Genomic DNA, 12243 nt, shown 5'->3' with positions numbered 1-12243 from the left:
GACCCGCTCGGCAAGTCACCGCGAAGGACCAGCCGTTGACCCGAGCGGCGACGGGGGTGGGTTAATCGGGTGGGGGGAGGAGGGCTTCTGAGCCCATGGGGAGGAAGCCGGCGGCGAGGAAGGCGCGGACGCTGGCGGCGTTGCCCGGGGCCACCTGGGCCCATACGGGTTCCGGGGTCAGGTGGCGGGCGGCGGTGGCCAAGGTGCGGCCCAGGCCCTTGCCCCGGTGTTCGGGGGCGATCTCCACGGCGGCCTCCCAGCGGCCCGCGACGCCTCGGCCCAGGACGAGGAGGCCGCCCTCGCATCCCCACGCGCGTACGCCGTCGCGGTGGCGGTGGGCTCGCGCGACCCTCGGGTGGGCGCGGCTCGTGACCTCGGCCAGGGCGGCCGACGGGGGGCCGGGCAGGGGCTGGGCGAGGAGGAGCATGTCCAGGCCGTCCACGCGGCGGCCGGTCTTGCGTTCCAGGGCGCGAAGGAAGGGTGGGTTCAGCGGCGCCGACAGGTCGCCTTCCGGCAGGCGGGCGCGCAGCCAGATGGGGTGGAGGTCGGCGAAGACCACGGTGTGGGCGGTGAAGGCGATGATGCCCAGATCTCGGGTGGTGGGTTGCGGGAGGAGGTCCACGGCTCCGTCGGGAGCGGGCAGTTGTCCGGCCGCCACGCCGTCAAGGAGGTCCTTCAGCGTCTCCACTCCGACATTTCACCAGATTTATCCCTACTTGCCGCGTTACGAGTCGGTCCCGATTCACGGTTTCCGCCCGATCCCGGCTCACGGTTCCCTCGGGTCCGGTTCATGGTTCCCTCGGGTCCGGTTCGTGGTTCCGCTCGGTCCCGGTTCATGGCTTCCGTGCGGGTGGTGAAACAGGCGCCGTCGCGGCGGCGCGTTTGTCCGACTGCCGGGCGACCTTGCACGGAGGCGCGCCCATGGCGGCGGGGGGCGTGGGGGCGGCTTGCCGTAACGGATGGGCGCGGAACGAGACACGACGGAGGGGCAGTCTGCCGCAACGGACCGGTGTGAGGCGAGGCGCGGGAGACACGCATAGGAGCGACCCGCCACAACGGACCAGAGCGAGGGGCGGCAAAGACGCACGGAGATGGTCTGACGTAGCGGACAGGTGCGAAGCAAGGCGCGGACAGAGGCGCGTGGGGCGGGCACCGCGCGGGAGCTTTGGCGCAGGACGGGAGGGAGTGGGCGGGAGGTTTGGTGCGGGGGTGGTGGAAGCGGACGAACTGGGGGTGCGGGGGAAAGGGGGCTGGGAAGAGTGGAGAAATGCGCAACTAAGAGCGATCGAGTGATTACTGTTGGTGACATGTCAGAGGTGCGTGCGGTCGCTCTGCGGGGCGACCTGTTTGGTCAGCGGATCCGCGAGCAGTGGACCGAGCAGCTGGGGCGGCGGCTCGACATTCTCATCGCCGGATGCGCGCGTGACGAGCCGCTCCTTCTGGAGCGCATGGAGACCAGGGTCACGGGGGTCGATGAGGAACTGCCCGCTGTCCGGGCGGTCGTCGAGGGGCGGCAGGACCTGGCCTCGTGGGCGCTGGGTGACATGCGGTCGGTGCCGATGCCGCCGCGGTCGTTCGACGTGATCCAGCTGACGTTTCTGCTGGAGCGGATCCAGCATGCCGAGCTGGTTCTCGACCGCATGCTCCAGGCTCTACGGCCGGGCGGGCTGGTGCTGCTCAGGATGCGCGATCGGCGTTCCGCCTATGGGTGGTGCGATCGGGCCGTTCCGTCATGGCTGCGGTCGCTGCTCTGGAAGCGGCTGGTCGCCGAGGGCACTCCGGGGCCGCTGCCGGCCGTGTACGAGCCGATCACCTCGCGCGACGGCATGCACGCCTTCTGCCTCACCCGCGGCCTGATGATCACCGACGACCAGACGGCGACCACCGGGCCTGCCATGGGCCGGATCGGGAGTGCGGCCGTCGCGCTCGTGGACAAACTCACGCGCGGCCGCCTCCCGTCCTCTCACGACGAGGTGACGATGGTCATCCGCAAACCCCAGAACCACTTCGCCCGGCTCATCTAGGCGTCAGCACCCCGACCCAGGGGTCCTCCTTCGTCTTGTCCTGATAGCCGCTGAGCTGCCGCTTCACCGAGCCGTCCACGCCTATCAGCATCAGCGCCGAATGAAACTCGTTGTCGCATTCGCCGGCGCATGCCAGGGCGAGGACGCTCTCGTCGTCGGCCCACGCGTGGAGTTGCAGCGCCTGCTGCCTGCCGACGACGCGGCCGGTCGCCTTCTCGGTGATCGAGGTGGGCAGGCCGTCCCGGCCGAGGAGCAGGGTGCCGTTGGGCGACAGCGGTGTGACGCGCGCGCTGGAGTACTTCTCAGGGGGCGCTTCGTGCTCGCGTCCGTCCGGGGTGAAATACACGCGGCTCGGCTCTCCGCCGCGGCCCTCCCAGACCAGCGTGCCGTCCTGGCTCCAGTTGAAGTTCTGTGAGCCGGCGGGAAGGAGGTTCTCGTCGTTGGGCATGGGGCGGAACGCCACCTCTTTGGTCGGCACGTCCACGACGTAGAAGCCGGTGCGGGTCGTCGGGAGGTGCTCCTCGGAGTTGGGGCCGACCCGCTTCCATCGCATGGGGTACTCGGCGTAGGCGGTGGCCAGCAGCTTCGTGCCGTCGGGTGACCATTTCAGGCCGATGACGTCCTGGTCCAGCTCGATCCAGGTCAGGAACTGCCCGGTGTTCAGGTCGAGTATGCCGATCCTGCGCCCCATCACCTCGCCTTCGAGCACGGCGGCCACCTGCAGGCCCGGCGCCACGTCCAGCCACGCGTAGGGCGTCTTCTCATAGGTGCCGGTCCGGGGGTTCAGCAGCCACCAGGTATGGCGGCGCCGCTCCCACCGGCCGCCCAGTTTCTCCGTCGAGTACACGAAATATGAGGAGATCGCGTAATTCCCCGCCGCGATCATGTTCCTGGGCGGGACGTTGTCCACGTCCGCCCGCACGTCCGTCGGCGCCGGTGACGGCCTGGCGGGCAACGTCACCTCGGTCGCGGGCCTGATCACGATGTCTCCCTCTCTGGTCACGATCGTCGCCGCCACGGCCAGCGCCGCCGCGACCCCCACCGCCAGCGCGCCGTAGACCCAGGGCCGCCGGGCACGCCGCCGTAGCGCCCGGTCGGCCAGGTCGTGCGGCACCTGGACCTCGTCGGCCCACTCGCCCATCACCTCGCGCAACTGATTCGTCATCCCACTACCTCCAGCTCCGGGAAGAGCTCCCGCAACTTGGCCAGCGATCGGTGTGCGGTGCTCCGCACGGTCCCGACCGAGCAGCCCAGTACCTTGGCCACCTCGTGGTCGGGCAGGTCCTCGAAGTAGCGCAGCACCAGGACCGTCCGCTGCCGCGGGGTCAGCCTGGCCAGCGCGCCGCGTAAGACCATGCGCAGTTCGCTCTGGTGGGTGGAGTCCGCCTCCGCCAGGTCGGGGACCGCCGGGCGCACCACCTCCGGCCGCCGTCCCGCCGCCCGCCACCAGCTCACCTGCTGGCGGTACATGACCTGGCGTATATATGCCTCGGGCGTGCTCACCCGCCGCCATTTCCCCGCGAGTTTCGACAGCGCGATCTGCACCAGGTCCTCCGCCGCGTGCTGGTCACCGCCGGTCAGCAGGAACGCCAGCCGCATCAGGGCGGGAGACCGCGCCGCGACGAACTCGCGGAAGGCTGGTTCGTCCACGTTCACCTCCAATGGGTCACCCCTAAGACGCCGCATGCACGGTCCCGCTATGCCTGCCGCACGCTAGAGTTCCTTCCTACCGATTCACTTGGGATGGAATACGTGGAGTTCACCCCAGACGAGCGCGAACTCGCCGATCTCGAACTTCTCCTTTCAGGGGCCTTCGAGCCGCTCAAGGGCTTTCTCGGGCACGACGACCTGCACTCCGTCGAGGAGCGCGGCACCTTGGCCGACGGCACGCCCTGGCCCGCGCCGGTGGCACTCCACCTGCCCGAGCAGGCAGGACCCGGCGACGAGGTCACCCTCCTCGACCCCGAAGGCCTGCCGCTGGCCGTGGTCACCGTGACCGGGCAGGGCGCCACCGGGCCGCTCAGGAGCCTCAACCCGCCGGAGCACGGGCCGTTCGCGCGGCTGCGCCGTACCCCTGAGCAGGTCCGCGCCGAGCTGGGCGGGCGCGAGACGCTCGCGATCACGATGCGCGGCCCCCTCGACGACCTCGGCGAGGTCGTCGCCACCGCCAAGGAGCTCGGCGCGCGCATCCTCCTTCTTCCTCTCGCGTACGGCGAAGCCGGCCCGGCCGTCGTCCGAGCCGCGCTCAAGGCCAAGAACCAGCTCCCCGAGGACACCCTCGTCGTCCCCGTGCCACTCGCGCCGCGCGAGGAACCCGAGCTCGACCTCGAACTACGCGAGCACGTCGCCGCCGCCTACGGAGCCACCGAGCACCTCGCCGGCCCGGAGCCCGTGAAGATCCCCGGGCCGCCGCACCGGCGCGGGCTGGTGGTGTTCTTCACTGGTCTGTCCGGTTCGGGCAAGTCCACGATCGCCCGCGGGCTGCGTGACGCGCTGCTCGAAGAGGGCGGCAGGACGATCACCTACCTCGACGGGGACGTGGTGCGGCACCTGCTGTCGAAGGGGCTGACGTTCTCCAAGGAGGACCGCGACCTCAACATCCGGCGCATCGGCTTCGTCGCCGCCGAGACCGCGCGGCACGGCGGCCTGGCCATCTGCGCCCCGATCGCCCCCTACGCACGGACCCGGGACGAGGTGCGGGCCATGGTGGAGGGGGTCGGGGCGGACTTCCTGCTGGTCCACGTGGCCACGCCGCTGGAGGAGTGCGAGCGGCGCGACCGCAAGGGCCTGTACGCCAAGGCCCGCTCCGGCGCCATCCCGTCGTTCACCGGCGTCTCCGATCCGTACGAGGAGCCCGAGGACGCCGACCTCGCGATCGACACCACGCACCTCTCGATCGAGGCGGCGGTGTCGCGGGTGCTGGACACCCTGCGCGCCGGGCGCTGGATCCGCTGACGTTCAGGGGCGCGGAACCCGGGTGGAGCGGAAGTAGGGGTCGCGGGCCAGGTCGGTGAAGGCACGGCGGCCCTCCGCCGTGGTGTCGAAGCGCGTGTCGCCGCGCGGCGCCTTCGGGGAGTCGAAGTAGACCAGCGCCCTGATCTGCGGATAGTGCTTGATCTGGGCCCGGACCGACTCGTAGAAGGCGCGTTTGAACGCGCGGTCGCTCCAGCGCTCGAAGACGCCCCATTCGGCGACCATGATGGGTTTGCCGGGAAAGCGCCACTGCATCCAGCGGTAGAAGCCCGGCCAGCCGGGGTAGTCCTTGCGGGTCTTGTTGACCAGCCCGGCCAGGTCGCGGACGTTGTCGTCGGCGTAGGGGTCCATGGCGACCCAGTCGACGACGTCGTCACCCGGGTACAGGTTCTGGAACCAGGACTTGGCGGCCCAGTTGGGCGCGCCCATGTAGGTCATGACGGTGATGGCGTTCTTCACGCCCTTCTCCCGCAGCCGGAGCACCACGTGCCGGTACATGGCGGCGTAGTCGGCCGCCTGCATGCCGGAGCCCGCCGAGGGCACGACGTCGTTCTCCGGTTCGTGGTGGATCGTGAGGAAGAAGCGCTCAGGGAACGTGTCGCGGACGTGCGCCGCCAGCCGGTCGATCCGGCGGTCGAGCGCGCCGTCGGCGATCTCGGCCCACGTGTGCTCGAACGAGGGCTTCCAGTTGATGAGCAGCATGCGTGGTTGGAGGGGGTCTCGGGCGAGCTCGATCTCCTTGTCCGTGGGGAACAACTCCTTCCCCCGGTGGTAGACGTGCACGATGTCGGCGGTCGCGCCCATCCGCTCCTCCGCCCTGTGTACGGCCCTGCCGACCGGCAGCCCGGTGAAGATCTCGGGCGCCATGCCCCACCAGGCGCCGCACGACGGGATGAGCTTGGCCGTGACCGCGCAGGCCGGCGACCTTTCGATGCCCAGTCTTCCGTCGACCAGGGCGGCGTCGGCCGGGCCCGGATCGCGTACGCCCTCGGCGCCGCTGCAGGCCGCGACCGGCAGGAGGGCGCCGATCAGCAGCATCGTCATCCCGATTTTTCGGCTTTTAGTAAGAATTCCCCGTTGAAACACGTCGACCCCTTTGTCCTTCCTCCCGGGACCCCCACCCCGGGGTAAAACAACGTTGCAACTTTGCCACGACTGGGCGACACTTTCAGCCAGTGCCACCTTCCCGGCTTTCCACGGCCGAGGTGGTTCGATGCGCGGGAAATCGCAGGTACACTCGGGGAACCGAGCTTGCCGAGAGCGCCGATCAGTCACCGCGGAATACACTCCGCCGCCAATTCCTTTCGCCCGATTTTGAGTGGCATTTCCCTATTATCTTGGGACATTTCCGGGCGGATGGCGGAGCCGTATCGGAGAAAATCTTCCGTATTCAAACGGGGCAATATCTGCGCGCCCTATAGTGACGCAGAGTCGCCGATCGGAAGCACGGGGTAAACACTTCCATGAGCCCGCCGCCGGCCGTCCAGGCCCGTAGCTCCGGCACGGACCTGGCGGAGCACCTGTCGCTGCTCCGCAGGCGCAAGCTGCTCTTCGCCGGCTGCATGCTGGCCGCGGTCGCCGCCGCGCTCGGCCTCTGGAGGCTCCTGCCACCCGCCTACACCGCGACCACCGAGGTGCTGGTCGCCCCGGTCGGCGTCCAGGAGCAGAACAACCAGGTCACCAGCCGCCAGCGCGAGGCGCTCAACCTCGACACCGAGGCGCGGATCGCGCAGTCGGCCGTCGTGGCGGCCATGACGGCGACGGCGCTCAGGATCCCGGTGGCCGAGCCGGCCGAGGTGAGCGTGCCGCCCAACTCGTCGGTGCTGGCGATCGCGGTCACCGCGGCGGACCCGCGGACAGCCGTCGCGCAGTCGCGGGCCTACGGCCAGGCGTACCTGACCCATCGCACCGAATCCGCGCAGACCGCGCTCGCCGCCCAGCAGAAGGCGCTCCTGGCCAAGCTCAAACAGGTCAACTCCGCCCTCGGCGACACCGCCGAGCAGGTGACCAAGCTGCGCAGGGGCACCGCCGGCCACGCCGTCGCCACCCACCGGCAGACCGTGCTCAACCGGCAGGCCCTCAGCCTGACGATGAAGTACGACAGCCTGAAGACGGTGGCCATCACACCGGGCACGGTGATCAGCGAGGCGGCCACGCCGACCGCGCCCAGCGCGCCCAGCCTGCCGCTGTATCTCGGCGCCGGCCTCATGCTCGGCCTGCTGACTGGTTCCGCCGCCGCCTACGGCCGCGACCGGCTCGACACCCGGCTGCGCCGCGCCGCCGACGTCGAGCGGCTGACCGGGGTCGCCGTCCTGGCCGACCTGTCCGATCAGGTCAAGGTCCTGGACAAGGGCACGCTCCACGACCTGGCCTCCTCGGTGGTCGCGGCATGCCCCGGCAAGCGGCTGCTGGTCAGGGTGGTCCCGCCCGGTCCCGGCGCGCACGCCCTGGCCGCCCCGCTGTCCGCCCGTGCCCGGCTGTCGGTGCTCAGCGGCGAGGACGTGGGCGACCTGGCCAAGACCGACGCGGCGATCCTCCTGATCACGTTGCGCAAGGCCGCGGCCGCGGACGTCGCGGCGGCCGTACGCCATCTGAGCAGGCACGACGTGCCGATCATCGGCGCTGTGACCTGCACGGGCGACCTCCCGGCACCGCCGGAGAAGTCCAGGGCGCTGCCGAAGCTGTCGCAGACCCTCGACAAGCTCGTCGTCCCCGCGCCCGCGCCCGAGCCCGAGACCACCCCCATGCCCGCCGTCACCGACACCCCGGGCGCCAAGCCGTGAAGGATCCGGCGTGGCCGATCGCCGCGCTCCTCGTCGGCTACCCCGTGTGGTGGGCCCTGGGTTTCGGCGGCCTGTCGGTCGTGGTGATGGCGGTGCCGATGGCGGTCATCCTGTGGCGGCGCCGGCCCATCAGGCTGCCGCGCGGCGCGGGGCTGTGGGTACTGCTGCTGGCCGGCTACCTGGTCAGCGGGCTGGCGCTGGCCGAGGCGCCGCCCGGCACCTACGGCGGCCTCGGGCCCGGGCGGCTGATCGGCTACGGCATGCGGTTCGCGCTCTACGCCTCCCTGTTCGTCGTCGTCCTCTACCTGGGCAACCTCACGAAACAGGAGCTGTCGCAGCTGCGGCTGGTGCGGATGCTGGGCGTGCTGTTCGTCTGGACGGTGGCCGGCGGACTGCTCGGCGTCCTGTTCCCGAAGTTCGCCTACACCTCACCGGTCGAGCTCGTGCTGCCCGGCTGGATCGCCGACAACTCCTTCGTGCAGAACCTCATCCACCCCACCGCCGCCCAGACGCAGAAGGTGCTCGGCTACGGCCTGCCCCGCCCCGAGGCCCCCTTCGAATGGGCCAACGCCTGGGGCAGCAACCTGTCGATCCTGCTGGTCTGGTTCGTGGTCGGCTGGTGGGTGTACGGCGGGCGGCACCGCAAGGCGGCGGCCGTGGTGCTGATCTGCCTGGCCGCCGTCCCCGTCGTGTACTCGCTCAACCGCGGCCTGTGGATCGGCCTCGGCCTGGCCGCCCTCTACCTCGTGGTCCGGGTCGGCGGCCGGACGAGGCTCACCGTCTGCGCGATCGCCGCCGCCGGCGCGCTGGTCTTCGCGCTGAGCCCACTGGCCCCGCTGGTCATTCAACGCCTCGACAACCCGCATTCCAACGACATCCGGGCGTTCACCGTCTCGGCGACGATCGAGGCCGCCGCCCACTCCCCGGTGATCGGCTTCGGCAACACCCGCAACGCCACCGGCAACCACCGCACGATCACCACCGGCAAGACCGACTGGTGCGCCGGCTGCGGCCATCCGCCGCTGGGCAGCGACGGGCAGCTCTGGCTGCTGCTCATCACCCAGGGCGTCACCGGCGCCGTCCTCTACATGGCCTTCTTCGCCGGCGCGGTGCGCCGTCACTGGCGCGACCGCAGCCCCGTCGGGCTGGCCGGGGTGCTGGTGATGCTGCTGGTGCTGTTCTACATGTTCGTCTACGACGGCCTGGTCACGCCGCTCAGCCTCTACCTCATCTCCTTCGCCCTCCTGTGGAGGAACACGACATGAACGACGCGAAGATCCGGCTGCGCTATCTGGGCCAGACCGTCAGGGTGCTGTTTCCCGGTCACGGATCGCCTCAGCCGTACAGTCTGCTGCCGCACGCGCTGCTGCCCCGGCGACTGGCGCCGCGCCGGTGGTGGCACGCCGCACTCGGGCCCAAGGTGATGGTCGCGGTCGAGGGGTCGATCTCGGAGTACCTCAGCGAGGTCTTCGGCGTCCGGGTCGAGACCGTCCTGCACGTACGGCCGGCCAGGCGCGCCAACCGCAAGCCGATCCTGGAGGCGCACACCGAGTCCGGGCGGATCGCCTTCGTCAAGATCGGCGATACCCCACGTGCCCAGGAACTGATCGCCAACGAGGCCGCCGCGCTCCAGCGGCTGGCCGACCTGCCGCTGAAGACGATCCAGCCGCCGACCGTCCTCCACCACGCCCGCTGGCGCGACCTGTCGGTGCTGGCGCTGTCACCGCTGCCGGTCACCGGCCGGGGCCGGGTGCCGGCGACGTTGCTGGCGCGGGCGGTCAAGGAGATCGCCGCCACCGGCGGCGCCGAGCACGCCTGGCACGGCGACCTCTCACCGTGGAACATCTGCCCGTCGGCCGACGGCCGCCTGCTGGTCTGGGACTGGGAGCGGTACTCGATCGGCGTGCCGTACGGCTTCGACGCGCTTCACCACCTCTTCCAGCGCGCGCTGCGCAGGATGGACGCGCCCACCGCCGCCCGCGCCTGCCTGGCCCAGGCCGTCGGCGTGCTGGCGCCGCTCGGGCTGAGCTCCGCCGTCGCCAGGCAGACCGCCCTGTTCTACCTGATCGCGCTGGCCGACCGGCACGCCGCCGACGGCCACGAGCCGCTCGGCCCGCCGAGCACCTGGCTCAACCCGCTCGTCGACTCCCAGGAGCTGCTCACATGAACGCGATGAAGCAATCGGTGCTCGCCGTCTCGCGGACCACGGGCAGATTCACCTCGGCCGGGCGGATCCTGCCGTCGTTTCTCATCGTCGGCGCGCAGCGGTGCGGCACCACCTCGCTCTACCGCGCGCTGGCGCAGCATCCGCTGCTGCTCAAGCCGGTGCTGCACAAGGGCGTGCACTACTTCGACGTCGACTACGCGCGCGGCCTGTCCTGGTACCAGGGCCACTTTCCGCTGAAGGTGGGCGCGGCGCTGCTGGCGCGCAAGCACGGGCACCGGCCGCTGGCGTTCGAGTCGTCGCCGTACTACCTGTTCCATCCGCTGGCCGGTGAGCGCATCGCCCGAGACCTGCCGGAGGTGAAGCTGATCGTGCTCGTGCGCGACCCCGTGGAACGGGCCTGCTCGGCTCACGCGCACGAGCTGGCACGCGGGTTCGAGACGGAGTCGCACTTCGAGTACGCGGTGGAGCTGGAGGACAAACGGCTGGCCGGCGCCGAGGAACTGCTGCGCGGCCGGCCGGAGGCCGTCCACCACTCCCACCGCCACCACGCCTACCTGGCCCGCGGCCGCTACGCCGAGCAGCTCGACCGGCTGGAGCCGCTGTTCGGGCAGGAGCGCATCCTGGTGATCGACAGCCACCGGTTCTTCCACACGCCCGAGCGGATCTATGACCGGGTGCTGGAGTTCCTGGGAGTCCCGCGCCTGGGCGATCCTGTGTTCGAGCGGCACAACGGGCGTCCGCTCCCCAAACCGGTCGCGGAGTCGCTGCGGCAGACATTGCGCGACCACTTCGAGGTCTACGACCAGCAGCTCGTGCGATGGCTGGGCGGTGATCCGTCATGGCGCCGGTGACCGGGGTACGGCGGGCGTCGCTGCGCCGGGTGGCCAGGGGCGGCGTGGCGGGACTCACCGGGGCGGCCGCGGGAGCGGTGGCGCAGTTCGTGCTCGTGGTGCTGGTGACCAGGGCCTTCGAGGTGTCGGTGGCCGGGTCGTTCTTCACCGCGGTGGCGCTGGCGCTGATGGTCGCCGGGGTGGCCAAGCTGGACGCGGGCAACGGGCTGATCTTCTTCATCGCGCGGGCGAAGACCTTTGAATATCGCGGCATTTCCGGATATGTCAGGGCGGCGTTGGTGCCGGGGGTGGTGCTGGCGTCGGTCGCCGGTGCTCTTCTTTATCCACAGCTGGGGATGGTCGCGCTGGTCCTGCCCGTCATGGTGGCCGCGGACATCCTGCTGGCGGCCACGCGCGGGTTCGGCGTGATGCGGCCGACCGTCCTGTACGACGGCATCCTGCTGCCGGTCACCCAGCTCGTCCTCGTGGCCGCGGTCTGCCTGGCGTGGACACGCGGGTGGTTGCCCACGGGTTCACCAGACGCCTTGGCCGGGGACTCATCGGAAGGATCAGCCCTGGCGGGCTGGGTGGGAGGGTCGCCGGAGGGGTGGTTGCTGGCGGCTTGGGCGGTGCCGTACCCGATGGTGCTGGCGCTGGCGGGGTTCAGCCTGCGCGGGCGGCTGCCGCGCACCCCCTACCTGCCCGGGACCGGGCACGACCTGTGGCGCTACACCGCGCCGCGGTCGGCGGCCGGCGCCATCCAGGCGATCTTCCAGCGGCTCGACATCGTGGTCGTCGCGGCGCTGGCCGGGCCCGCCCCCGCCGCCGTCTACACCGCCGCCACCCGGTTCAAGGTCATCGGCCAGCTCGCCAACCAGGGCCTCGCCCAGGCCGCGCAGCCCCGGCTCATCCAGGCGCTCGCCCGCGGCGACCTGGTGCGCGCCCGCGAGCTCTACCAGGCCACGACCATGTGGCTGGTGCTGCTGACCTGGCCCGTCTGGCTCGGTTACGCGGCCATCGCGCCGTGGCTGCTGCGGATCTTCGGCCAGGAGTACGGCGCGGCCGTACCCGTGGCGCTGATCCTGTCGGCGACGATGATGCTGGCCACCGCGTGCGGCATGGTCGACGTGGTGCTCACCGCCGCCGGACACACCACCTCAAGCCTCCTCAACCTGGTCGCCGCCGTCGCCTGCACGCTCGCGCTCGACCTGGCGTTGATCCCGTCACACGGGGCCGTCGGCGCGGTGCTCGGCTGGTCCGGCGGTGTGATCGTCAAGAACCTGCTCCCGCTCTGGCAACTCCACCGCCGCTACGGCCTGCACCCCTTCGGCCGCCACAGCCTGACCGCCCTACGCCCCCGAACCTGGGCCACCACATGACTCCGAACCCCATCCCCGGACCACCCCGAGCCGCCCCGCGGGACTCCACATGACTCCGAGCCCGAGCACCGGACTGCCCCCTGCCGC

11 protein-coding genes are annotated in these 12243 nt (G+C 70.8%); 7 read left to right on the top strand and 4 right to left on the bottom strand.

What is annotated here, in order from left to right:
* Nucleotides 1–61: 61 nt before the first annotated feature.
* Nucleotides 62–688, bottom strand: a complete 627-nt coding sequence (locus ACIBHY_RS21040) for a GNAT family N-acetyltransferase (protein ID WP_397251768.1) — start codon at nt 686–688, stop codon at nt 62–64.
* Nucleotides 689–1307: 619 nt separating this feature from the next.
* On the opposite strand from ACIBHY_RS21040, the gene ACIBHY_RS21035 reads away from it, so the two are divergent.
* Entirely contained in the window at nt 1308–2024 is a 717-nt protein-coding gene (locus ACIBHY_RS21035) for a class I SAM-dependent methyltransferase (protein ID WP_397251769.1), read from the top strand.
* Here the strand turns inward: ACIBHY_RS21035 and ACIBHY_RS21030 are convergent.
* Nucleotides 2017–3189 carry a hypothetical protein gene (locus ACIBHY_RS21030; RefSeq protein WP_397251770.1) on the bottom strand — a complete coding sequence of 391 codons (1173 nt, stop codon included), beginning with the start codon at nt 3187–3189 and terminating at the stop codon, nt 2017–2019. The two genes, ACIBHY_RS21035 and ACIBHY_RS21030, sit on opposite strands and share 8 nt — an antisense overlap.
* Nucleotides 3186–3674: a SigE family RNA polymerase sigma factor gene (locus ACIBHY_RS21025; RefSeq protein ID WP_397251771.1), complete on the bottom strand. Its 489-nt coding sequence runs from the start codon at nt 3672–3674 to the stop codon at nt 3186–3188. The genes ACIBHY_RS21030 and ACIBHY_RS21025 overlap by 4 nt, the downstream gene beginning before the upstream one ends.
* A 102-nt stretch (nt 3675–3776) precedes the next feature.
* Here ACIBHY_RS21025 and cysC point away from each other — a divergent pair, with 102 nt between their 5' ends.
* The gene (gene cysC / locus ACIBHY_RS21020) at nt 3777–4979 is read left to right on the top strand and encodes an adenylyl-sulfate kinase (RefSeq protein WP_397307506.1); all 1203 of its coding nucleotides are present in this window, start codon (nt 3777–3779) and stop codon (nt 4977–4979) included.
* 3 nt (nt 4980–4982) lie between these two features.
* On the opposite strand, the gene ACIBHY_RS21015 is transcribed toward cysC, so the two are convergent.
* A complete protein-coding gene (locus ACIBHY_RS21015) occupies nt 4983–6041 on the bottom strand; it encodes a glycoside hydrolase family 26 protein (RefSeq protein WP_397307505.1) in 1059 nt (352 codons plus the stop codon).
* Nucleotides 6042–6460: 419 nt separating this feature from the next.
* On the opposite strand from ACIBHY_RS21015, the gene ACIBHY_RS21010 reads away from it, so the two are divergent.
* From ACIBHY_RS21010 to ACIBHY_RS20990, 5 genes are read left to right on the top strand one after another with little or no spacing between them, the layout of a single operon-like run.
* Nucleotides 6461–7780: a Wzz/FepE/Etk N-terminal domain-containing protein gene (locus tag ACIBHY_RS21010; RefSeq protein ID WP_397251774.1), complete on the top strand. Its 1320-nt coding sequence runs from the start codon at nt 6461–6463 to the stop codon at nt 7778–7780.
* Nucleotides 7777–9045, top strand: coding sequence for a hypothetical protein (locus ACIBHY_RS21005; protein ID WP_397307504.1), 1269 nt, complete (start codon nt 7777–7779; stop codon nt 9043–9045). The genes ACIBHY_RS21010 and ACIBHY_RS21005 overlap by 4 nt, the downstream gene beginning before the upstream one ends.
* Nucleotides 9042–9947 (top strand): hypothetical protein, encoded by a 906-nt coding sequence (locus tag ACIBHY_RS21000; RefSeq protein ID WP_397251776.1) that lies wholly within the window; start codon nt 9042–9044, stop codon nt 9945–9947. Before ACIBHY_RS21005 ends, ACIBHY_RS21000 begins: the two co-directional genes overlap by 4 nt.
* Nucleotides 9944–10798, top strand: a complete 855-nt coding sequence (locus ACIBHY_RS20995) for a sulfotransferase family protein (protein WP_397251777.1) — start codon at nt 9944–9946, stop codon at nt 10796–10798. Before ACIBHY_RS21000 ends, ACIBHY_RS20995 begins: the two co-directional genes overlap by 4 nt.
* Entirely contained in the window at nt 10786–12156 is a 1371-nt protein-coding gene (locus tag ACIBHY_RS20990; protein ID WP_397307503.1) for a lipopolysaccharide biosynthesis protein, read from the top strand. Before ACIBHY_RS20995 ends, ACIBHY_RS20990 begins: the two co-directional genes overlap by 13 nt.
* The last annotated feature ends 87 nt before the right edge of the window (nt 12157–12243 follow it).

Source organism: Nonomuraea sp. NPDC050547 (assembly GCF_044457345.1).
Classification (GTDB): Bacteria; Actinomycetota; Actinomycetes; order Streptosporangiales; family Streptosporangiaceae; genus Nonomuraea.
This window is presented reverse-complemented; position numbering and strand designations above follow the sequence as displayed.

What these genes read in the sequence shown, in the direction of transcription:
- ACIBHY_RS21010 (WP_397251774.1), top strand. Translation starts at nt 6,461, where the DNA reads ATGAGCCCGCCGCCGGCCGTCCAGGCCCGTAGCTCCGGCACGGACCTG.
- ACIBHY_RS21000 (WP_397251776.1), top strand. Translation starts at nt 9,042, where the DNA reads ATGAACGACGCGAAGATCCGGCTGCGCTATCTGGGCCAGACCGTCAGG.
- ACIBHY_RS20990 (WP_397307503.1), top strand. Translation starts at nt 10,786, where the DNA reads ATGGCGCCGGTGACCGGGGTACGGCGGGCGTCGCTGCGCCGGGTGGCC.
- ACIBHY_RS20995 (WP_397251777.1), top strand. Translation starts at nt 9,944, where the DNA reads ATGAACGCGATGAAGCAATCGGTGCTCGCCGTCTCGCGGACCACGGGC.
- ACIBHY_RS21030 (WP_397251770.1), bottom strand. Translation starts at nt 3,189, where the DNA reads ATGACGAATCAGTTGCGCGAGGTGATGGGCGAGTGGGCCGACGAGGTC.
- ACIBHY_RS21035 (WP_397251769.1), top strand. Translation starts at nt 1,308, where the DNA reads ATGTCAGAGGTGCGTGCGGTCGCTCTGCGGGGCGACCTGTTTGGTCAG.
- ACIBHY_RS21015 (WP_397307505.1), bottom strand. Translation starts at nt 6,041, where the DNA reads ATGACGATGCTGCTGATCGGCGCCCTCCTGCCGGTCGCGGCCTGCAGC.